Origin of the sequence: Gelidibacter maritimus, assembly GCF_014062315.1 — a bacterium.
Lineage (GTDB): Bacteria > Bacteroidota > Bacteroidia > Flavobacteriales > Flavobacteriaceae > Gelidibacter > Gelidibacter maritimus.
Genome location: NZ_JACGLT010000009.1, coordinates 74,975 through 98,539, shown reverse-complemented (window position 1 = coordinate 98,539; position 23,565 = coordinate 74,975). Strand labels below are relative to the sequence as shown.

Here is a 23,565-nt window from a genome sequence, read left to right as displayed (position 1 = left end):
TTTTGTTAATTCTTCTTTTTCTCGATACTGGCGTCAACCTTTTCTTCCTTCTCCTTTTGAGCTTCCTCAGCCGCCTTTAATTTGGCTTTTTCTTCCTTTTCTGCTTTTGTGGTCGATTTAACCAATGCGTCCCAGAGTTCATTAAACTTATTAAACTCTTGAGTAAATATTACGGCAATACCGTTTACAATAATCTGTCCGTCAATAACGTTTTCAAATTCGTTTCTATGGAAGCCTTTTAGCCTGTACCGTCCATTTTCTGTTAATAGATATTCAATGGTGACATTCCCAACAAGGGGTGTTTCTTCGCCGGTCGGACTGCTGCCTTCAACATCCACTTCGCTACCCACACTGACAATCAATCGGTCGTTAAACATTTTCTTCTGAGCAGCAATATCCAACTGTGTCCGGTCCGTAGGGGTGCTGCCTTGATAATCAGTATAACTGTCAAGACCAAAATTAAGTTCAAAACCAGAGTTGCCCAATAGTTTATCCGAGAACATATTAAGTTGATCAGACACGGCATCATTTAAGTTATCTCTTGCAATTGAGGCTACCCCACCAGTACTTCCATCACTTCCTGGATCAGGATAAAATCGGTTCAGTACCAATAGTGAGAACACCTGTCGGTTCAGCTCGTCTTCCTGTTGATTAAGTTGCTGCACCCTGCCGTAAACTTGTCCGCCTATGGCACCTTGTTCATCTTTGGGCATATCAAGATTGAAATTAATTTTAGGTTCTGTCAATTGTCCATCAATATTGAGGTAGACATAAAACGGAAGCACTTGACGGAATTTTCCTTTAGCAGAAGCGTCCAGGTTGGACGTGGTTGGTGCCATTAAGGCCGATGCCGAAGTTTTGACTTCATATAGTGCCGAAATATCCAATTTGGCATCAAAAGGATCGCCTGACCAAGTGACACGACTGCCTGAAACAAGATTGAATTTACGGTTCACAATATTATAAAGGTTCATTTCGTAATGGCCGCTTTCAACTTCATACAAGCCCGCCAGAGATATGTTTCCATTGGGCTTCATGCTGAAGGTCAGATCGCCTTCTCCTGACACTTTAAAATTATCTCCAGTAGACTCATCAATAATGATGGTAACCGCCGCATCCTTACCAATTTTTAATAAGGCGTTCATGTCAAACCCAGTGATGGTAGCAGTTTTTTCATCCGTTCTGGTTAAGATAGCATCAGGGTTTTCGCGATTCACAAAAATAACTACCCCATCGCGCTCTTCAATGTTAACGGTGGCTGAAGGCATCACATAAGTAACATCTGTGTCTGAACTCACAGTGGCTTTCATGTCAATGATCGGAATCTGTAAATCGCCTGTGATTTTGGCATCTGCATCAAAAGAAACTTTCCCGTAAAGGAAATCATTATCTTCCTTGGTGGCGTTGAGAACTTGAAAATTATCAGCGAGTACCTGTAAATCAAAAGTCGGGTTGATAAATGATTCAGTACCTATACTTCCCGACGCAATCAGAGTGTTTTTATTTTCATCGGTAATGGTAAAGCTGTCCATGGACAAACCATCATTATTGACGTGCAAGGTTTCATTGGCCAATGTAAAAGCCGAATTGAACATCTTTATCTTAAAATCGGCGTCGTTAAACGACAAACTACCTTCATATTTAGGTTCGCTTAGAGAGCCGCTCAGTTGGAAGTTCCCCTTAAAACTGCCGTCGGTTTCAGTGATTTCACCTTGAGAGAATCCACTCAGGGCGTTCATGTTAAATTGGTTGATATCCAACGTTAAATCGAGGTTGGCACCACCTGGAAATGCAACATAATCCCCTTTAATATCCAAATCAATCTCGCCGCCGTTCATGTCAACATTAAAATCATAACTATCGCTTCCAAGCGATTTGGCATCAAGACTCAAATTGCCCATATCAACTTGCATAAAACTCAAGGTCGAAATGTCCAAATCAGCAACGATTCCAGTGTTAGAAAAAGGCTCTACCAAAATAAAGTTGCCGTTGAGGTTGCCCGTGGCCAATTCCTCATCAGGATTTAAATAATTTAAAAACTCACTCAGTTTGAAATTCCTAAAGTCAACAGCAATATGCTTCTTGGATTCGGAAGGTAGATCATCAGTAATCTCAAAAGATTGATCTTCACGATTGAACACAAACTCATTAAATTCCATATTATTATCACTGATCAGGATTTCATTGTTTTCTGGCGTATGCCAAGGCGACTTGTTTAAGATCAAATCTTCAGGATTGACATGAAAGCGTAAACGTTCACGACTTCCTGTTATTTTGCTAGTTATCTGTGTTAATATGTCCTCCTTATGATAGGCTATAAATGCCAGGGAAAGTTCATTGTTAGATTGATTTCCTGACATTTTTGTTTTTTGAATGTTTAACGGACCAGCTTTAACTCTGTTGAACCCGAGGTCGAAAATAAATTTATCCTTGTCCGTATCCATTGAAAAAGCCAAGCTGTCCAGCTCGTAGCCGCTATAATTGATGTGCGGTGCAGTAACCTTTGCTGTCAACTGTCGTTCCTTTTCTATATAGTCAACATCAAATTTAACCGTATCCAACTTTTTCACGTTCACTAAAAATACTTCATTTAGAATTGGGGCTTCGATGATTTTGCCGCGCAATTTTAAATTTACGGGATCAGCAATACTGTCGGGCACTTCCTCATCACGATAAAAATAACTTAAAACATGACGTCTAATGGATTTGCTAAACGTTTCCGGATCCGTATTGGACTGCACCAATACATCCACCAATTTATTTTTAATGGACACCGATGTGGTATCTCTTCTCACGTGGGCAAGAGCATTGAGATCTCCTAACAGGTAGGTTTTGTTATCGTAAACCACGACTCCTTCATCTACAATGGCGGCCACATCGTAATTAATGGCATTACCCTTAAAATCGGCATAGATTTTCATGCCTGTTTTAACGTCACGTTGCATGAGTCCGAGAGCCTTTAAATCGGCACCAATAATATTCAACTCTACATTAGCTTCAGGTGCCACGGAATCCAAAACTACGGTGGCATATAAGTCTGCATTGAGATTATAATCCTTATATTTAGAGGTTACTTTTCCGCGCCCATCTTTGATATCTCCAATAAGTTTTAAGTCGTTAACATCATAATTATTGTATTTAAAACTGGAAACGGTTGCCTCTACATGGGCGTCAAGATCATTTATATTTTTCCCCTTTCCGTTGGCTTTTACAGATAAACTCAAATTGCCCAATTGTTCATTTTGCAACAACTCGTTCAGTTTGTAATCATCAATGGTAAGATTGGCATCAAACTCTAAAATTTTTCCATTTTTAAAATGTCCGTCCACATTAGCGATACCTTGTGTGGTGGTCAACGTTGCATTGGCATAAATATCGTTGGGATTCCCTTTAATGTTTCCTGCTAGTTTAACATCTTCGGGCAGCTTCACACCCAAGTCTTTTTCATCAACAAATTGAACAATATCAGCTCGGGTGGAAATGGCTGAAAAATTGGGAATGTTGAATTGAATGTTCTCAGGTTCTGTGATGTTTTGAATTTTTCCGTTTGCCGAAATGTGCGTGTTTGCCCAATTGACATTCATACGATTAATGTTGATATCCGATAAATACCCGTTGGCCGTGGTATTCCCGGTGAGTAAATGTTGGCTGAGAGTATTGAGATATTCATTTTTTTTCAGTTCCGGTTGAATCAGGAATACATCTTTCAGAGACACTCGGAATGTGGGAATATCAATAGCAATCTTCGATTTTTCTGGCGCTTCTATCAACGCCGATAATTTCGGGTAATCAAGTCGCAAATTGGCGTTTAGGCTGTTGTTGTTTAATGCAGTTTTCAGATCAGATACAGTCAAGGTATTATCGTCAGCATTGAACTTAAGGCTTAGTTCCTTTAAATCAAAACCAGAAATTTCCTTAAAGGTGGAATTTTCGATATGAAGTTCTGCTTTTTTATCCTTTAGATTGATGTTATTGGCTTGCAGGTTTAAATCGTTTAATACAAAAGCATCCGGATTGAATTGTCCTGTTTTAGCTTCTGCGGAAGCGACAAAATAGCTGAATTTGTTATTGGTAAAATCAACCGAACCGATTGCTAACCTTAATTCCGGCCATTCAAAAGTCTGAATATCCTGTTTGATGTCTTGGGTAACTTCCACCACTTTTTGTGTGACAGCATTAGTGTCAGTTTCAGTATTTAGAAGGACGGAAGAGTTTCTTAGATGAAAGGTTTCCACTACAAAATCACTATTGGTTAAATCTACTTTTGGGATTTTAGCGAATAATTCATGAATATCAATTTCTGCCGCAATCCGATCGCCGTAGGATTGGTAATCGGCATAAACATTGTTCAAAGTTAAAGTCTCAACAGCAAGAGACGGTAAGGGCGTTGGGTCTTCCTCAGGGATAACTGGTACTGGCGTTTGGATGAATTTAATTTGGGCATCAGAAAGTTCCAAAGCGGAGGCTTCAAATAGCATTTGCTCCAAATCAGTGGTTTTCATATTGGCATTGAGCGTCCCGATTTTAAATCGGCTATCAATCCCGGCAACGGCATCATCAAAAACAATATCGAAATCTTTAAAATTAAGTTTCCCTATAACAATATTCAATGGTGCAGCCGTAGTGTCTGTTGCAACGGTAGTGGTGTCCGCTGGAGCGAAAGCATCGATTAAAAATTGAAAGTTATAACCACTAATGGAATCTTTACGACTAATATTGGCACGAAGCCCCTCCCAAGACAGTGCGTCAACACCGATGCCTTCACCACGGATCATGGCCCATAAAGGGACGTTGGCTTCTAAAGATTTTGAGTACACTAAAGTATCACCTTTAGTATCATCCAGAAATAAACCATCAATTTGGAGATTCCCGTCAAATGTCAGGAATAGACGTTCAATTTCGACTGTGCTGTTTGTCTTATTGGAAACGTAAGATGTGGCTTTGTCAACAATAATACCTTGGCCCCAAGGACTTCTGATAAATAAGATCAACAAAATTAAGAATACAAGAATGCCCAAAATAATTCTTCCGATTATTCTGAGGGCCCTATATTTTCTTTTTTTAGGTTTTTTTTTATTGCTGTCGTTCTCTTCCAATAACTATCATATATATATGATTACAAATTTATCATATTAGAAGTTGCGACGTGTCTCTAAACACGATTATTAATAACTCTAACCTCAAAAATTGGCGGAATTAACATCTATTTAAGGATTTAGGACGATTATGTTAAAGTTGTACAAATTTTACTACATCGGCTCATTTCATACGTATATATAATTATAAACCAATAAATGACTGAATTATGATTATTAAGAAATCGAGTATATTATTTGCAGCTGTTGTTACAGCATTTGTTTTTATTACCTCATGTGAGGACGGAAAAAAGAAAGAAGAGCAGATGAGAATTGAAACCGAACGTGTGGAAATGGAGGCTGCTGAAAAGGCTAAAATGGAACAGGAAGCCGAAAAGGCTAAAGAGGCTAAGATTAAAGAAGAGGCAAGAGCCAATAGTGTTGCCGGACAAGCCATGATGAATGAGGATTTGACTACTTTGGCAGGTGCTTTGCAAGCTGCTGACTTGTCAACCATGCTTTCTGAACCGGGAGAGTACACGGTATTTGCACCGTCAAATCACGCCTTTGAAAAATTATCGCAGAAAAAACGTGATGAATTAATGCTACCGGAAAACAAGGAAATGCTAAGTGAGGTCTTGACTTATCACGTGGTTCCTGGAGTAATTAATTCTGAAAAATTCGCAGCAGCTATAAAAGGCGCTGATGGATCTTATACGTTTAAAACTGTAACGGGTGAAGAATTGACCGCTTCAATGAACGGAGATCAATTTGTTATTAAAGATGGCTCAGGTAAGAAGGCACAAGTTATTTTGGGTAATGTACCTGCTTCAAATGGGATTATTTATATTATTGATACCGTATTGATGGCTAAAAAATAAGACCTATTTTATTTTTTTGATAAATGAAGACCTAACCTAAAGTTGGGTCTTTTTTTATTAAGTATAAGGTCGAATGGGGTAGTGATCAGAGTCTTATGGACGATGAGTTAATAAATTCAGAACTCAAGTTTTTGTATAATGGCAAATGAGTTATTTTGACGATGGCACTTAGTGTTGTAACAAAAAATTAGAATTCAAAGAATAATGTATCTTGTGAGAAATTTAAAGACCTCTTTTTGATTAAGCATATTATACTGTTTGTTGTTTTTCAATGCTTTTGTGCCATTGTCTTCTCCCAATCACTAACCGGAAAGGTTGTAGGCATCATGGATGGCGATAGTTTTAAACTCCTTACGCTTGATTCGACAGTGGTTAGAGTGCGATTGGCCAATATTGACTGCCCAGAAAAAAAGCAGCCTTTTTCTGCAAAGGCTACACAATTCACCGCCGATGCCATTTTCGGTAAAATGGTGACCATCAACATCCAGAAAACAGATCGCTATAGACGTTATATCAGCAACGTGATCTATAATGACTCTTTAAGCTTGTGCCATGAATTGGTTAAAAATGGCTTGGCTTGGCATTATGTAAAATACTCAAAGGATAAAATCTTACAGGAAATGGAAGATAAGGCCAAAGCTGCTAAAGTGGGACTCTGGCAAGATCCTCAGCCCATAGCACCTTGGGAATGGCGTAGTTCTAAAAAGAAGAAAAAAGTGAAATCTGAATGAAACTATTTCGACTTTTCCTGTTTATCGGGGTAATGACATTTGTTTGTGAGCTCTCAGCGCAAACCGTTTACGTCACTAAAACGGGTAAGAAATATCATAAATCCAACTGCCATTACCTGAAAAACTCCAAAACTGAAATCACTTTTGAAAAGGCGATAGATCTTTATTATACTGCCTGTTTAATATGCAAACCAACTGCCAATGTGAGATCGTTAGACATCAGATCTACATCGACAAAATCTACCACCACCCCAACCGTGAAAACTACCGAAAGCACCCAATGTACTGGGAAAACGAAAGCCGGAGCACGCTGTAAACGCATGACCAAAAGCGTAAATGGGCGCTGTTATCAACATTAAAACATTCTTTTATTAGTTCATTAAAATTTAGGTGGTTGTGATTTTTAATGATCGCTTAAAGCACTGCCTGCCCGTCCGTGGCTTTGGCGGAGGCGGGAACACTGGCCACCCTTCCTTAGCTCTAGCGGAGGCGGGCACTCATAGCTTGTCCACCGCTTCCATTTGTTCTCTCCCTTTATTCGTCGCAATCACACTGATGATCAAAATCTGCAGGGCGTGATAAAACATCAACGGCAATAACATAATGCCCACGATACCCGTTTGACCAAATAAGGCTTCAGAGAAGACCGTGCCATGAACTAGCGATTTTTTGGTGCCACAAAACTGATTGGTGATTTGGTCAGCATGATTGAATTTTAATAATTTCCCAATCCAACCGGTTAAAAAATACACCAAGAAAAATAAAAATAGCACTAAGACGACCATGGCTATCATTTCGAGTAGGCTGACGCTACTGAAAATATCGTCTTCAAAGGACTGTACAAAGCTTTTATAAATGATCAATAATATGATGGACTTATCAAACTTATTCAGGGTGCGTTTGTTTTTCTGTGCCCATGCACCAAGGAATCGTCTGAGCAACAATCCCAATATCAATGGAATGACGATCTCGGTAATCAGTTGGAAGTAAATTGTAGAAAAGTCGAATGTCACATCCGTTTGCTTTATAAACGGCATCATCCATAGAGGTGTCAGAATAATTCCGATAATCCCTGAGATGCTGGCATTAAAGATGGCGCCAGGCAAGTTGCCCTTTGCCATGGAGACCATGACCACCGACGAGGACACGGTAGAAGGTAGGGCTGCCATAAATAAGAAAGCCAACCAAAGCAATTCATAGGAGGTGTCTTTTACCAACGGGAAAAAAGGTAAAATCAGCAGCGGAAAGAGCACAAAGGTTGAGGTTTGAACGGAGATGTGCAGTTTCCAGTTTTTAAGTCCGTTTCTAATGGCTTGAGAGCTCATGCTCAGACCATAAAAAAAGAAGATTAAGGAAATACCCAAACTGCTAATGAAATTCATCGGTACGGGGCTGTCAGAAGCGCCGAGCTGCGGAAAGAAATATGCAATGACAATACTAATGACAATGGCGATGACAAAAGTGTCTATTGGTGATTTTTTGAGCATTTAAGTCGTTGGGTTTAGTGCAAATATAAGGAGCATAGACGTTATGAATGTGATAAAATATCAAAGATTCAGGACGTTTGATAGTGTTAGTATCTCTTGGCGGTAATTGAATTTACTGAAGAAATACTGTTTATAAATTGTGATGCCCGAAATGCTCTCAATCAACAGCACCATTGTTGGTGTTTTCTACCAACAATCTTAATTACAAGCCTCCCATAAATCTCACCACTTCTTCCTCAAAAACATCCAACGGAATCCGATGTTCCAAGTCGTGCCTGATGCTGATTTTATAATCTTGTTCCTGCATTAATAAATCGCCCAAAAAGTGGAGCGTATCTTTAGGATTGACAACAGTGTCTTTTGAGCCTAATACAATAGAGATGTGGTCATTATTGGTCTCCGGTGTAGCAGGTAGATTTTGTGGCACGCTTCTTTCGGCCAGCGCGGGGTTGAATACCAACGCGGGTAATTGCAGTAATTTTGATAGATGATAGCCCGCAAATCCGCCCATACTACTGCCCATGACCAGATCAAATTTGGCATCTTTATATTGATCATGCAGCCATAAAATGCTATCTGGACTGTTTTCATAATCAATGGATGGCGCCTCAACATTACCGTAGCGCTCTAAAATTTCTCGTTTTTCGGGGGTTAGGCTACCGTTAAGGCCGTGGATATATAGGATTTTCATGTTGTCAAGTATTTGTGCTCAAACTAAGAAATTTTTATGAATCTCATACAGAATTCTTAGTAGGTTTTTTGTTTTTAGACTGTATAATATAGGATGTGTGTTTCCTGATTCACTATCTTTGGAGTAAAGCTGGTTCTCATGACAAACCTTCAGCGATTTAGATTCCCAAAGACAGTGGTATCTGTAATCACCGCACTGTATATCGGTTTAATATTAGCGACATATTTTGTGTACTACAAAGAGCCTTTTATAGACTGTGCCAAACGAATGTTGATCGCGCAATCTATTGCCTTGATTTTTCAAGTGGTGCTGAATTATGTCAATTTCCGTTCACCAAAAAAAATTGTTATTCTCGCCACATTATTTATCAGTGCGACTCTTTTTTCAGGCGTGCTTTCCACTTTTTTTAATTTGGAGTTAATGTGTCGATATTATGGATATTGATTCGGTCATTGTTGATGATAGACGTCAATGTTAGTGTTTTCCACCAACAATCCTTAAAGATAAGATAAAACACTAATCAAAAACGCCTTCAAAAATATAAAGGAATTTTAGTTTCCAATTTTAATATTTAGCCAACGTTCCAATGCTTTTGTGAGTTTTTCTCTCTCACTTGGTGTCATTTCTGTGATATTTGCCGTGCCGTGATGTTTTCCTTTCATCATAAACCATAAGGCATCCACTTTATCAGATTTTGGCACAGCTGAAGCAGACCAAGTGTCTAAAGTTCCATAAATATGTATGATTTTATTACCATGCTTAGGAAGCCAAGCATTAAGTCCTTTTAAAGCTTTGTCGTTATACGGAACCTTCATATGATTAGGTGTAAAAGCGGCATGTGGATTTTTATCGGTAGGTAGTTCGTCCAAAAGTCCTTTGAATTTACTGGTGTCATAACCGTAATAACCAAATTCGTTGGCCGATTGATAATAATGAGAGGCATAATCCGTCATGGTCTGATCACTAAAAAAGGTGATATCCGACACTTGGGTTAAGTATAAAAAGGAATCATAAGCAGAAGCGGTTTCATCAGGAATTGAATCACAGTCTGAGCCGTATTGCCAAAATGAAAACGGGTATTCCATCACTGAAAACTCAAAGGCTTTTTCGATATTTTGATAAGTGAAATTCGCTTTGGCACCCACGCTGTAAGCTTTCATTAGTGGTAGAATCTCGTCTTTGTTTTCTAAAACATGTCTCTGGAATTTTTCGATTTTCTTACGACAATCTGCAGTTCCTACAGTATCTAAAAACTTATAAACACGTTGCTCTTCAAACGACGTATTGATTGGTCCCACATAATTGACACTAACATCAACATCTTCAGGATAAAAATAGCGGTAAAATAAGGTCGTTGCACCTCCTTTGCTACGCCCTGTAGATACCCATTTTATCGGGTATAAATTTCGGAAAAGAGTGTTGATGTGATGTAAATCGGCGGCAACTTGCTCTAAAGTCAAGTATTGATAATCGGTTTCGGCGGGATTGCTTTTTCCAAAATAGCGATGCTCAATCCTGAGCTGGTTAGCATCGATAAAATGCGTTAATTCATCAACCCTATTTCTGATAGCAGTGTAACCTTCCGTGATCATCACTGTGGGCAGCTTAAAATCTTTGTGGGACAAATAAGCTCTTTGATAAAAATAGCCTTTGGAAGGGTCTTTATGATCAAGAGGCTGTTTAATCTTTAATTCATAAGCCGCTTCATAATTATCGGGAGTTTCAATTTTTGTGAAAATAACATCGGGCAATTCGTAAAGGAGTTGTTCCAGTGTCTCTGATTGCGCATTTAAAAAAGATGATAATCCGAAGATTAAAAGCACAGTGCATATTGATTTTTTCATAAGTACTTTGAAATAGAGTAAAGATGTGTTTTGGTAAAATTAAGAACTACTCGGAGAAAACGGGCTCAAAATTTTAAATATGTCTAAAATTTCAAGCTATTGATATGAATTCAGTGGACCCATACGTGTGTTGATATTTTGATCGACCTGCTGAGGTCACAGGTAATTTTTATTTTGTTACAAAGATTCCGTCTCTACGAGATTTGTTTGTGATCGGACGAAGATGTTTTTTTTGCCAACAATAGGTTACAAAACAAATCAAAACCATTATAAATCCCCGCAACTGAAATAGCCGATATCCTGAATCCGTAGGATTCAAACGTTTATAGAATCTAGCATGTAGATTGATCCTGACCCCAGCGGGGTCGAACCTATGATCGAGACCTTTCAGCTTTTAAAAACCTGAAAGGTCTTTGTTTAGGGACTACTCTTCATTTTCAATTTCAACTTCAACGTCATTTCCCTTCGGCTTATTCACCCACCAATACAATGGCGGAATTATAAGTGGCGCAAACACTAAGGTACTCGTCAATCCACCAATAATCACTGTTGCCAACGGTCTTTGAACATCCGAACCGATGCCGCTTGAAGTGGCTGCTGGTACCAATCCGAAAATGGCCAAAACAAGAATGGTCAATACCGCTCTTAATTGCTCCTTTGAGGTTGCTGTAATCATGGTTTTGCTCAGCGGTTTATTTGCGGAGGCTCTGTTCAATGCGGAGACCAATAATACGGCCGCCATCACCGAAATACCCAAAATAGAAACAAATCCAACGCCAGCAGAGACGTTAAAATAATAGCCTCTAAGCAGCAAGGCAATGACGCCTCCCGCCAAAGCAAATAGAATACAGCTGGCCGTGATTAAAGTGTGTCCGAAGTTTTTATACAACATAAATAAAAAGGCAATCACCAGAACTAAGGTCAGCGGAATGGTAAATGCCAGCTGCTTTCCGGCACGTTCCAAGTTTTCATACTGTCCGCCATAAACAATCTCATAACCTTTAGGGATATCTATTTGTGCCTCTATTTTATCCTGTAACTCTTTCACATAGCCGCCTTGATCCCTGCCTTGGATGTTGGCACGCACCGTCACCATACGTTTATTATTAAGACGGTAAATGTTGGTTTGTCCGTCCACGTAACCAATATCTGCCAATTGATCCATCGGGATCAATGCGCCAGTAGCTGAAGGAATCAACAAGGTTTTTAAGTCATTAATGTTCTCTCTGTATTCTGGAAGATAGCGCACCACAATATCATAGCGTTTGGCACCATCATACAAGACAGAGATTTCCTTGCCACCAATAGCGGCTTCAATCATATCTTGAACATCTGCTACGTTAATTCCATAACGTGCCGCCTGCTCCCGATTGATATTAATCACCAATTGGTCTTGGGTGTTTTCTTGCTCAATGTTTACTCCTTCACTTCCTTCCATTCCACGCATAATTTCCGAAATGAGTTCAGCCTTTTCGCGCATCATGATTAGATCATCACCAACAATGGAGACGGCTAAATCGGCAGCACTACCCGTTACAATTTCCATCACCTGGTCAATAATAGGTTGTCCGGAAGCAAAGGCAACCCCTGGGAATTCATGTTCCAGATCGCTGCGCATTTTTTGCACCAATTCGTTTTTTGAAAGCGTATCACTCCAAGTAGAATAATCCTTTAAGCCAACTAATACCTCGTTTCTATTGGCTGGAAACGGATCCGTACCATCGTCGTTACGTCCGGTTTGTGTAATGACATAGGACACTTGAGGGAATTTGGAAATCACCTCTCTGATTTTAGGTGCGTATTTCGCATTTTCTGCAATGGTGATTCCTGCTGGAAAGTTGGCTTGCAGAAAAATCGACCCTTCATCTAATTCCGGTAAAAATTCCGAGCCTAACTTCGTTCCAAAAGAAATCAAGACCAGTACAATGGCAAACCCAATGACCACGGTTTTTTTGTAATGTGATGTAAAAACATTCAAAACCTTGACATACTGTTTTTCTAAAAATGTAAGGACAAAGTTTTTAGGTTCTTTGAATTTTTTGTCGGGTTGCGACATGGTTTTACTGTACACATACGAAATGACCACAGGAATGAAAGTCAGTGCTGCCAACATCGATCCTAAAACGGCAAACGATAGCGTTAATGCCATTGGCGAAAACAGTTTGCCTTCTACACGTGTCATTAATAAAATTGGTAGATAAGCCAAAATAATAATCGTTACTGAGAAAAAGATTTCACGACCAACTTCTTGGGCAGACAATAGGGTAATTCTAACAATCCCACTTTTGCGTTCTTCAGGGGTTGAGGTACGGTATTTCCGAATGAGATGTTCGGTCATGACCACGGCGCCATCCACAATAATTCCAAAATCAATAGCGCCCAACGAGAGGAGGTTGGCTGGAATTCCTGTGAATCGCATAATGATAAACGCGAATAACATTGAAAATGGAATGGTCAAGGCCACAACTAAAGCACTTCGGACACTTCCCAAAAAGAAAATTAGGATGATGACCACAATACTCACACCTTCAAACAAGGTCCATCCCACAGTATTTAACGAGTGATCAATTAAAAATCCACGATCATATAGCGTTCGGATGGTCACGTCTTGCGGGAGTTCATTTGCTTGTAAATCGGCAATACGCTGTTTGAGTTCTACCAGAACTTCACTCGGGTTTTCAAATTTCCGAAGTAAAATAATACCTTCTACGCCATTGTAGACCTCGATATTTTCGTCAGGTACCGAATAACCTAAAACGCCACTCGGCGGCGGAGGTGCAATTTCTACACTCGCCACATCACGTATAAATATTGGTACGCCATTAACCACTTTTAAGACGATATTCTCAATGTCTTTTTCGCCTTTTATGGCACCCAAACCGCGTACGGCAAAACCCTGACCGCCGCGTTCCATGATATTGCCTCCTGTGTTATGGTTGTTGGCAACCACAGCCTCTTCAATATCAGAAAACGACAGATCGTATTTGCGGAGTTTGTCAGGATCAATAAGAATATGGAACTGTTTTAACGGACCTCCAAAGGTGGTAATATCGGCAACGCCATTGGTTTGTAGTAAATACGGTTCAATGACCCAATCTTGTAAATCCCTTAACTCCGTAGGCGAATAGCTTGGCGGTGCTTCTACCACGTATCTAAAAATCTCACCCACAGCGGTGGAAAGTGGCGCCAATTCGGAGATAACGCCATCTGGTAATTCGGCGCTTGCGAGTCGCTCCATCACTTGTTGACGTGCAAAATAATCGTCCGTATCATCCTTAAATGTCAGTTGAACCACAGAAAGTCCAAAAATGGTTCGGCTTCTTCGGTCAATGACATTAGGTACGTCTTGCAGTACCCGCTCTAAAGGAATGGTGACTTGCTGCTCCACTTCTTCGGCAGCGCGACCTTGGTATTGCGCCACCACAATCACGTTGGTATCGGCAATATCCGGATAGGCTTCAATTTTAAGTTCAGTAAAGCTATAATACCCGATGGCCATGATCAGTAGACTTAAAACGACTACCAAAGGGCGGTTTTTATGTGAAAATATGAGGAGATTTTTAATCACAGGAAAAATGATTTAAAAATTAAATGTTTTATTTGGAGGAGGTAAAGATGATCTACCAGAGATCGACCCGGTGGGTGATGATGAATCCGCCGCGATACTGTTCTCTTAGAACGCTTAATGTTGTTTTTACTTTTTCTTCAGAATCAACAAAGGTGATCAGCATGGATGCTTCATCAAAGGAAAATAGTCGGGAAGGTTGTTTCAATCGATGATGTCTGCCGAAACCCGAATATCCCATCACGGAGGTTGCACCTGCAATCCCATTGTCTATGAGTAAATTCATAATAAACTCATGTAAAGGTTTGACGCCTTTGAGTTCGTCTTTATCGATGAAAATTTGTGCTTGTAACATGTTTTTATTTTTTAATATCCGAACGATAGACCTTTAAGCTGTAAAACGCCTTCAATGGCAATTTCATCATCGGCAGAAATGCCATCAAAAATGATAATCCGATCGCCAATATGTTGACCGATTTTGACTTCTTTACACTCAAATTCGTTTTCGGAAGTTTTTATAAATACATAATGCTTGCCCTGGACCGTGACCAGTGCATTCTTGTTGACACTAACATTATGGTCATCGCTCAGATCAAAACTCACATTGGCAAACATGCCTGATTTCAGTTTTTTAGAGGAATTATTGACGATAATTCGCGCTTTGACCATGCGTGTGCTATGATCGACAACGTCGGCAATGGCATCCACTTTTCCAGTGAATTCGGTATTCGGGAAGGCATTGAATCGAATATCGCACGTGTCACCTTCTTTAATATTTCCGATTTGATTTTCTGGAATATCACAAATCAGGAATGCCGTTCCCGCCTTTGCTTTTCGCAAGACATCAGGTGAAAATCCTTCGGAAATCAATTTGGATTCGTGTTCAGTCAGGGCTGCTTTCTCATTGGAAAGTGCGCTTTGCTCCATGGTCAAAGCACTTTCAGCATCCATCAGATCTTGACCTGTTGCGACGCCGTGAGCACTCAAATCTTTTGTTCGTTCCAATTCCAACTGACGCTGCTTGAGGTTGACGTTGGCAATCTGATTGATGCTGATCTGTAATTGATTCAGCTGTGTATAATGGCTCGATAGTTCAGGGTTTTCGAACAAAATCAGATGTCGTCCTGCACCTTCGCGTGATGGCAATACGGTGGCGGCGACGTTTGCCGGTGCCGTAAATTTTGCCGAAAGCGTATCGTTATTGAGATGCTCCGTCTTGAAAAACTCCAAGTGTGCAGCTTCTGGAAATTGAATGGTCGTCCCACCATTGGTGATAACGGGTGAGGCTCTATGGGTCGGTTCTGTTTTGGTTTCGCTGCCACAGGAGGACAACAACAGTAAAACAAAAGCGGTGAAAATTACGTTCTTCATTATTGTGCTAATTGATTGATTAAACCTGCTACGTACAGCAGTTGTATGTGACTTTGACGGTATTGCTCTAAAACGTCGTTGTATTGTTCTTGCGTTTCCAGCCAACTGCTTTGGGCTTCCAGGAAATCGACGATGCTGGTGCCTCCTCGGAGGTAGGCGTACTTTATATTATCTAAAATGGTTTGTGATTGCTCCAAAACCGATTGATAATTTTTTATATTTTGTAGCTGAACTCGATGACTTTCATAAGCCGTGGTGATTTCAGTTTGAAGTTGGGTCTGCAGGGTGTGAAATTGCTGTTCAGCCTGATCTCTTTGGATAAGTGATTTTTTGACCTCACCTTGATTCCGATCAAAAAACGGTAAATCGATGGACGCGGCAAATCCGAAATGGGGTACTTTGTTTTGTGCATTATAAATCACGCCAATTTCAGGTTGTGGATAGGCCATGCTTTTTTGCAGATGGATATTGCTTTCAGAAACTTCAATCATGGATTTGGCAACTTGGATATCACTTCGAAACTCCATCGATTGCTGTAACAATTCGTTTAAGGAAGTCAGTCCGTATCTACCTAAATCTTCCGAGGTATCAATTTGGATAGTATCTTGAATACCCATAATAAATTGAAGCTCCTTTTTACGATTGGCCAATTCTTGACGCTCTGTAGCGTATTGTAAGGCATATTGTTTGGCTAATAATTCCGTTCGAAAAACGTCTGTTTGGGTGATGACTTGATTTCTGAACCGATGTTGATTGGTGATCACCAAACTGTCAATATTATCTTTTGCAGATTTTATAAGTTCCAGTTGTTTCTGTGCGGTCCAAACGTCGTTCCATTTTTGGGCCACTTCAAAAAGCACGGCACTTTCTATTTCGGTGTATTCCTTTTGTGATAATTGGGCGCTTTTCTGAGCGACCTCAATTTTGTTTTGACGCTGACCCATAATTTGGAAGGTCTTGGATAATTGCCAAAGGACCTCACGGTTTTTAGGATGGCCCCAATTCGTGCTATTCTCAAAATCTGACGAATTGGCAATCTGAATGGTTTCATTGCTCAATACAAGATTCGGCCGCAACTCAGCACTTAGGATATCACTTTCAGCAATAGCTACATTATAGTGCTCAGATTTCAAAATAGGATTGTTGAGCCTTGTCGTTTTTAAGACCTTTTCCAAAGTATATGGTGTTTGCGCATGTAGAGACTGTAATCCTCCGACAACGATAGCTAAATAGAGAAATATTTTAAAAATGAAGGTCATGTCAGCTTTTTAGTGAATTCTTTTTCGGTTTGCATAGAATTACAAATATTGACCTCATTTCTCTATTTGTCAGTTAGAGAACCCATAGAAAATTATTAGAATTTCATTAGAAAGGTCTTTAAGCTTAAAATAAGTTATGCATGTCAAAAATTTCATGAAATCATCGAGAGTCCTAGTTTTCTGATTATGAGCTGGCTGTGTTTATGCACTTTATGTTGGGATAATTACCAACTATACATAGATGCTACCAACTATACAATATTTACAGCCAAGCATACAATCCGTATTGGGCTTGGGAGCCTAAATTTGTATTGTTGTGGAGTTACAAATCTTTAAAAAAACCCCATTATGAAAACAATTTTTAAGTATTCGAAATTTTTAATTTTAACCATTTTATTGACTATATTTTCATGTAGTAGCGATGACGATTCTAATAGCGGTGGAATTAATACAACAGATTTCACGGTCAATTTTGATGAAAACCCAACAGATGGAGAAAGTATTGGTACTGTACAAGCGGCCAGTGAACAGACTCTGAGTTTTGGGATTGTATCGCAAGAACCCGCTGGAGCTATCAGTATAGTTTCTGATACAGGAGAATTGAAAGTTGCGAATCCAGTGTTATTCGATTTTGAAACCCATCCGGTCATTACTGCGGTAGTCAGTGTAATTACGTCAGGAACTTCAAAAAATATTAATGTGACTATTAATCTGAACGATTTAGATGATATTGAACATTGGTTGTCAGATTCTAAGGAAGATTATCAGAATGCTTCTGATGGCGACTGGATTGAAATTAGTAAAAAGGAATACAATAGCTTGGCCAATAATTTAAATAAGGTGTCCAAAGTGGTGACATCTGATGCTAATTATAATAGAACGCCAATAAACGGAACCAGCTCTTCAGAAGCTACCTTAGCAAACGCAATCAATAGTTCAATGGTAAAGGATAGTTATGTTTTTGCGATAAAATATCATGCTGTTTCAGTTGATAATAGTAATAATACAAAAATCAAACTGTCAACTGCCTCCGTAACTGAAGGATATTCTGATTTGGGATATGCGTTGCCAAAACATTCTGGAATTAATGAAGATCTCTATTTTGTTCTAAAGGGAAATGATACCCAGGCAAATGATACGGGGTATTTAGCATTTTATAAACCATCAGGAAGTGAGATCGGTTATGTGAATTTGACGGGAAATGACAAGTATGTCTATAAAAACGGTGATCGAAAAAACTTAGACCAATCCTACGGTGGAAGATTGTTGTATCAGGGTTTAAGTACAACCCAAAAACAGTGGTAGTTATAAATTGACTAGAGTATTTAAAAAACCTTACTTTTATTTGTTTCAAACAGAAGTAAGGTTTTTTTAAATCAACACTTTTTTTTAAAGCGGAGGCAAATCCACCAAATTTTTTAATGAGACTTTAAAAACCGTGCCTTTAGATACTTGCGAAGAGGTGCTGATTTGACCATGATGCAGGTCGATGATCTTTTTGGTAAGTGACAAGCCTATGCCGTTGCCATCGGCAAATTTCTGATTGTCACCACGATAGAATGGTTTGAAGATGTTTTTTAGATCAATTTCTGAAATCCCAATCCCACGATCTGAAAATTTCAATTGGATGCTATCGTCTTTAAAGAGAATGGATGCTTTTGAATGCTGATTATCCGAGAATTTACAACCATTTTCAAAGAGATTGGCAAAAGCGACTTTTAAGAGATATTCATTCCCGTAGATGGAAATTTGATCATCGTTTTCAAAATCATTTTCAAAGTGAATGTCAATTTTATAATGAGGATTGGCTTGTTGCACTTGCTGCCTGGCATCCAATAAAACCTCGTCAATGCGTACCGATTTAAAAGAGATTTCAGAAGGGTCGTAACTTGCTTTCGCCATATCCAAAAGACTATTGGAAAGCCGCACAATTTTTTTTGCATCTTTTAAACTGTTCTGGATGGCGAGTTTATAATCATCACTCTTTCTCTCTTTTCCGAGAGATAGTTCCAACTCAGTAATTATTGCCGCTAAGGGCGTTCGGAGTTCATGTGAAATGTTCGATACAAAATGTTTCTGGGCCTCAAAGGACTGTTCCAACCGATCCAACATCGCATTAAAGGTTTGTGCGAGTTCGGATAATTCATCTTTATTGTCTTTGGAAGGTAAGCGTAAATCCAAATTTGTCGCGGTGATTTCTTGTGCTTTTTCGGTCATTTTACTGATTGGCTCAAACGCTTTTTTTGAAAAGAAAACCCCAGCGATATAAATAAAAACAATGGAAATAACGAAAACATAAATGCTGGTTTTAAGTAAGTTGTTCAACTTGTTATATCCGTATTGGTCATACGAAGTAGCGGTAATAATATAGGTTTGGTCTTCAAACTCAAATCGCATTCCCACCACTTGCCAACCTTCTTGGTAAAACTTTATTTCACCTTTTTTGTATATGTCGTCAATCATCGGTTTAGTTTCCTTGACAAAATCGATATCCACGGCATCGTGGTACAACAAATTGAAATCCTGATCGTAGATGGCCACTTCAACTTCGTTTAAAACTTGACGGTTACTGCGGTAGATATCCTGTAGGGTCTGTGGATTAACTTTAGCATTAAAAACCAAGTTGGCTTTAGTGACGGCTTCTTTTTTAAGCAAAGCATAGAACTCACGTTCGCGACTTTCTTGGGTGGAAAAATAAATCACAGCTGCAAAGGCCAATAAAATGGTGGCAGTAATTACTGTAAATAATAAGGCGAGTCGTGTTCTGGTTTTCAAAATAGGGATTAAAAATTAAAAGTGTTTATTAGTCTCATTTAGAATTAAACTTATTTATTTAGTGTATACCGCCCAATTCTGGAAAAGTTTTAGACACGTTACGATATCAGTCGGGATCACGGATAGTCACGGATTTCTTCCTAAAAGTTTTGAAAAAATAGGTCGCGATCCATTTCACGAATTAAACAGACTTTCAGCCTGTTTTAAAAAAAATCAACTGTCTTCCCGTTTCAATACGAAACCCATTCCGGATTTGGTGTGGATGAGTTTGTGTTCAAATTCTCGGTCTATTTTCCTGCGTAAATAATTGATATAGACATCGATAAAGTTGGTGCCGGTATCAAAATGCGTATCCCAGACTTTTTCGGCAATTTCAGTTCGCGAGAGCACGCGCTCAGGATTTTTAAGCATATACTCCAAAAGCTTAAATTCTTTCGGTGTTAAGCTGATATCCTGTCCGTTGCGCTTGACCATTTTTGTATGCAAATTCATTTCGAGATCGGCATAATTGAGAATGGTAACGGAACTGTTATTGCTGTTTGTCCGTCTGTTCAGCAACGCACGGATCCGTGCTATGAGTTCGCGCATTTCAAAAGGCTTGACCAGATAATCATCCGCACCAGCATCAAAGCCATCCACTTTATCATCGGTGGTGCCTAAAGCGGTCAGCATGATGATGGGCATATTGGGTTTGGATTGTCTAAGAGATTTACACAAATCAATACCGTCCATTTTTGGCAGGATGATATCGGTGATGATGAGATCGTAATCATTTTGTAGCGCAAGTTTTTTACCAGAGACGCCATCATACGCCAATGTCGGGGTAAAGCCGTGCTCTTCCAACCCTCTTTGTAAAAGTTCGGCCACCCGCAAATCGTCCTCAATAATTAAAATCCTCATAGATGCAAATTTACAAATTCATTGGCGCTTTTACATGGGAACAAAATAATACTTATTTGATTGTAGTCATAGCATTTTATCGTCTCAAAAAATCAAAATTCTTTAAAGTGTTTCCTAAAAAGTTAAGTAGGTTTGCTGAGGTTTAAATCGGATGCGGTTTTTATTCTCAACCTTTATCTTTTAATGAAACAAAACAATTATCTCTATATCATCAAATTGGCAATCCCAATCATCATTGCCAATGCCTCCGTGCCACTATTGGGATTGGTAGATACCGCTGCGATAGGCCAAACCGCCTCGGCTTCCGATTTGGGTGCCATTGCGCTTGCCGCTCTGATTTTTAGTTTTGTGTATTGGGGATTTGGTTTTCTAAGAATGGGCACTACTGGGTTTATCGCTCAAGCCTCGGGCGCAGAAGACAAGGATGAGCTCCACGCTTTGGTGTTCCGATCTGTATTTCTTGGGGCAGCCATTGGTTTGGTATTGGTTATATTACAAAAGTTAATTGGCGAACTGTCGGTTTATTTATTGAGTGCGAGTGATGAAATTAAAGATTTAGTTAAAGATTATTTTTACATTCGAATTTGGGGTGCACCGGCAACATTAATTACCTTCTCACTATTGGGCACGCTCATCGGTATGGGGTGGACCAAGCGATTGCTTTGGGTGCAACTGTTTTTGAACGGTTTAAATATTGCGTTTAATGTCACTTTTGTCGTCGGATTTGGAATGGGGGTGACGGGTATTGCCCTCGGAACCGTTTTGGCAGAATGGTTGACCTTATTTTTTGCGGGATATATATTGTTTAAAAGACTCGAACTTAACCGACCGTGGGAGCGAATTCAAGAATTGAAGACACAAATTTTTGATATGCCCAAGCTTATAGCCTTGTTTAGGGTCAATTCGGATATCATGATTCGCACCTTGGCCTTGTTGAGTGGCTTTGCTTGGTTTGCCAATGAAGGCGCAAAGTTTGGAGATCATACGCTTGCCGCCAATCACGTGTTGTTGCAATTTGTGACCTTATCGGCGTTTTTCTTGGATGGCTACGCCCATGTAGTAGAAATGCTGGCTGGGAAAGCCTTTGGAGCTAAGAACAAATCACTTTTTATGCGTCAGGTCAAACAATCGACAGTGTTGGCTGGTGCTACTGCGGTGGTGCTTGCCCTGCTTGTTTATATAAGTGGAAATACCATCATTCCCTTACTGACCAAAGATCTTCAAGTGCAAACCATAGCTTCCAATTATAAGAACTATGCGGTATTTTATATTTTGTTTTCTTTTATAGCTTTCCAGTTGGATGGCGTTTTTATCGGGGTAACCCGAAGTAAGGAAATGCGAAACGCGACCTTGTTGTCCATGGTGGCATTTATTGGTTTAGGAATGCTATTGGTGCATTATTACGGAAATACAGGATTGTGGCTGTCGTTCATTTTTTATGTGGTGGTAAGAGGGCTTGCATTGGGGCTTTATTATCCTGGGATTTTGAGGATGTTGGAGGTGAAATAAATATGTAATTAGAGTCGCAATGCATTGCGTCTCCACTAAAATAATGTAGTGTGTATCTGTCAATTAAAACCAAAAAACCGAACAAATGTCCGTCCCGATCCTTCGGGATTGATGGTGGTGCCTCCAGCTCCGAAGCGTCGGAGGAACCAGGGGGATCTTATCGCTTGTTGAGAATATCATTCAAAATTTGATTGTTTTCAATAATCTTATCAATAAACTTTCTACTTTTCATACGTTTAATAAATCTTTCTAAGAATAACGCTTCATCTTTTGTTGAACATTCATAGTCTAAAACAATTTTCCAATCCGTTGCGATTTTCGTGAAACTTCCTTTATAGCTATGATTATTGTTCTTCGCTATCCTTAGGTTAATGTTAATAGTTTCTCCTACATAATACTTATCTTGACTTTTACTGTATATAATATATAGATTGTGCGACATAGGGTTGGGATTTAATACAATCAATAGATTAGTAATTAGGCACTTCGTAAATCTGTGTACTTAGGCTAAGGTAAGAAAGTAAAACAACTAATAAACCTGAACAAACAATTGGTTTCGAAACAATTAAGATGATCAGAGATTATTTTGGTGCCTCCAGCTACGAAGCGTCGGAGGAACCAGTGGACATCCTATCGTACATTGCGCGAAACAGGAACCAATTAAAACCAAAAAACCCGAACAAATGTCCTTCCCGACCCTTCGGGATTGATGGTGGTGCCTCCAGCTCCGAAGCGTCGGAGGAACTAGGGGAATCTTATCGCTTGTTGAGAATATCATTCAAAATTTGATTGTTTTCAATAATCTTTTCAATAAACTTTCTACTTTTCATACGTTTAATAAATCTTTCTAAGAATAATGCTTCATCTTTTGTTGAACATTCATAGTCTAAAACAATCTTCCAATCCGTTGCGATTTTCGTGAAACTTCCTTTATAGCTATGATTATTGTGCTTCGTTATCCTTAGGTTAATGTCAATAGTTTCTCCTACATAATACTTGTCTTGACTTTTACTGTATATAATATATAGATTGTGCGACATAGGTTTGGGATTTAATACAATCAATAGATTAGCAATTAGGCACTTCGTAAATCTGTGTACTTAGGCTAAGCTAAGAAAGTAAAACAACTAATAAACCTGAACAAACAATTGGTTTCGAAACAATTAAGATGATCAGAGATTATTTTGGTGCCTCCAGCTCCGAAGCGTCGGAGGAACCAGTGGCCATCTTATCGTACATTGCGCGAAATAGGAACCAATTAAAAACCAAAAAACCCGAACGAATGTCCGTCCCGACCCTTCGGGATTGATGGTGGTGCCTCCAGCTCCGAAGCGTCGGAGGAGCCAGGGGCCATCTTATCGTACATTGCGCGAAACAGGAATCAATTAAAAACCTGCTAAAACCAAAAAACCCGAACGAATGTCCGTCCCGATACTTCGGGATTGATGGTGGTGCCTCCAGCTCCGAAGCGTCGGAG

General features: G+C 39.4%; 17 protein-coding genes. 5 read left to right on the top strand and 12 right to left on the bottom strand.

The genetic code is table 11. The features are described 5' to 3' along the window. Nucleotides 1–5: 5 nt before the first annotated feature. Complete coding sequence (locus H3Z82_RS12235) at nt 6–4,994, bottom strand: translocation/assembly module TamB domain-containing protein (RefSeq protein WP_235982447.1); 4,989 nt, start codon at nt 4,992–4,994, stop codon at nt 6–8. 311 nt (nt 4,995–5,305) lie between these two features. On the opposite strand from H3Z82_RS12235, the gene H3Z82_RS12230 reads away from it, so the two are divergent. The 3 genes from H3Z82_RS12230 (at nt 5,306) to H3Z82_RS12220 (ending at nt 7,046) form a co-directional block, all read left to right on the top strand. Then, complete coding sequence (locus tag H3Z82_RS12230) at nt 5,306–5,956, top strand: fasciclin domain-containing protein (RefSeq protein ID WP_182205796.1); 651 nt, start codon at nt 5,306–5,308, stop codon at nt 5,954–5,956. A 236-nt stretch (nt 5,957–6,192) separates the two neighbouring features. Next, nucleotides 6,193–6,687: a thermonuclease family protein gene (locus tag H3Z82_RS12225; protein ID WP_235982446.1), complete on the top strand. Its 495-nt coding sequence runs from the start codon at nt 6,193–6,195 to the stop codon at nt 6,685–6,687. Continuing rightward, nucleotides 6,684–7,046 (top strand): hypothetical protein, encoded by a 363-nt coding sequence (locus tag H3Z82_RS12220; protein WP_182205795.1) that lies wholly within the window; start codon nt 6,684–6,686, stop codon nt 7,044–7,046. The genes H3Z82_RS12225 and H3Z82_RS12220 overlap by 4 nt, the downstream gene beginning before the upstream one ends. Nucleotides 7,047–7,184: 138 nt before the next feature. On the opposite strand, the gene H3Z82_RS12215 is transcribed toward H3Z82_RS12220, so the two are convergent. The 7 genes from H3Z82_RS12215 to H3Z82_RS12185 all read right to left on the bottom strand — a co-directional run bounded on the left by H3Z82_RS12215 (nt 7,185) and on the right by H3Z82_RS12185 (nt 16,904). Then, complete coding sequence (locus tag H3Z82_RS12215; RefSeq protein WP_182205794.1) at nt 7,185–8,174, bottom strand: bile acid:sodium symporter; 990 nt, start codon at nt 8,172–8,174, stop codon at nt 7,185–7,187. Between the two features lie 202 nt (nt 8,175–8,376). Next, the gene (locus H3Z82_RS12210) at nt 8,377–8,865 is read right to left on the bottom strand and encodes a YqiA/YcfP family alpha/beta fold hydrolase (RefSeq protein WP_182205793.1); all 489 of its coding nucleotides are present in this window, start codon (nt 8,863–8,865) and stop codon (nt 8,377–8,379) included. 551 nt (nt 8,866–9,416) lie between these two features. Beyond that, entirely contained in the window at nt 9,417–10,709 is a 1,293-nt protein-coding gene (locus tag H3Z82_RS12205; protein ID WP_182205792.1) for a S28 family serine protease, read from the bottom strand. 424 nt (nt 10,710–11,133) lie between these two features. Beyond that, nucleotides 11,134–14,277 (bottom strand): efflux RND transporter permease subunit, encoded by a 3,144-nt coding sequence (locus tag H3Z82_RS12200; protein ID WP_182205791.1) that lies wholly within the window; start codon nt 14,275–14,277, stop codon nt 11,134–11,136. A gap of 52 nt (nt 14,278–14,329) precedes the next feature. After that, the gene (locus H3Z82_RS12195) at nt 14,330–14,629 is read right to left on the bottom strand and encodes a DUF190 domain-containing protein (RefSeq protein ID WP_129017367.1); all 300 of its coding nucleotides are present in this window, start codon (nt 14,627–14,629) and stop codon (nt 14,330–14,332) included. An 11-nt stretch (nt 14,630–14,640) separates the two neighbouring features. Further along, nucleotides 14,641–15,645, bottom strand: coding sequence for an efflux RND transporter periplasmic adaptor subunit (locus H3Z82_RS12190; RefSeq protein ID WP_182205790.1), 1,005 nt, complete (start codon nt 15,643–15,645; stop codon nt 14,641–14,643). Then, nucleotides 15,645–16,904 carry a TolC family protein gene (locus tag H3Z82_RS12185; protein ID WP_182205789.1) on the bottom strand — a complete coding sequence of 420 codons (1,260 nt, stop codon included), beginning with the start codon at nt 16,902–16,904 and terminating at the stop codon, nt 15,645–15,647. The genes H3Z82_RS12190 and H3Z82_RS12185 overlap by 1 nt, the downstream gene beginning before the upstream one ends. A 348-nt stretch (nt 16,905–17,252) precedes the next feature. On the opposite strand from H3Z82_RS12185, the gene H3Z82_RS12180 reads away from it, so the two are divergent. Further along, nucleotides 17,253–18,209, top strand: a complete 957-nt coding sequence (locus H3Z82_RS12180; RefSeq protein WP_182205788.1) for a cadherin repeat domain-containing protein — start codon at nt 17,253–17,255, stop codon at nt 18,207–18,209. An 84-nt stretch (nt 18,210–18,293) separates the two neighbouring features. Here the strand turns inward: H3Z82_RS12180 and H3Z82_RS12175 are convergent, their stop codons facing one another. Together H3Z82_RS12175 and H3Z82_RS12170 are read right to left on the bottom strand one after the other, a co-directional pair. Next, nucleotides 18,294–19,679, bottom strand: coding sequence for a HAMP domain-containing sensor histidine kinase (locus H3Z82_RS12175; RefSeq protein ID WP_182205787.1), 1,386 nt, complete (start codon nt 19,677–19,679; stop codon nt 18,294–18,296). A gap of 213 nt (nt 19,680–19,892) precedes the next feature. Beyond that, nucleotides 19,893–20,579, bottom strand: a complete 687-nt coding sequence (locus tag H3Z82_RS12170; RefSeq protein WP_182205786.1) for a response regulator transcription factor — start codon at nt 20,577–20,579, stop codon at nt 19,893–19,895. 183 nt (nt 20,580–20,762) lie between these two features. Between H3Z82_RS12170 and H3Z82_RS12165 the strand changes: the two genes are divergently transcribed. Then, complete coding sequence (locus tag H3Z82_RS12165) at nt 20,763–22,088, top strand: MATE family efflux transporter (RefSeq protein WP_182205785.1); 1,326 nt, start codon at nt 20,763–20,765, stop codon at nt 22,086–22,088. 157 nt (nt 22,089–22,245) lie between these two features. Here H3Z82_RS12165 and H3Z82_RS12160 read toward each other — a convergent pair whose 3' ends face one another. Both H3Z82_RS12160 and H3Z82_RS12155 read right to left on the bottom strand, forming a co-directional pair. Then, a complete protein-coding gene (locus H3Z82_RS12160) occupies nt 22,246–22,530 on the bottom strand; it encodes a GIY-YIG nuclease family protein (RefSeq protein WP_182205784.1) in 285 nt (94 codons plus the stop codon). A gap of 313 nt (nt 22,531–22,843) precedes the next feature. Then, nucleotides 22,844–23,128 carry a GIY-YIG nuclease family protein gene (locus tag H3Z82_RS12155; protein ID WP_182205783.1) on the bottom strand — a complete coding sequence of 95 codons (285 nt, stop codon included), beginning with the start codon at nt 23,126–23,128 and terminating at the stop codon, nt 22,844–22,846. Between the last annotated feature and the right edge of the window lie 437 nt (nt 23,129–23,565).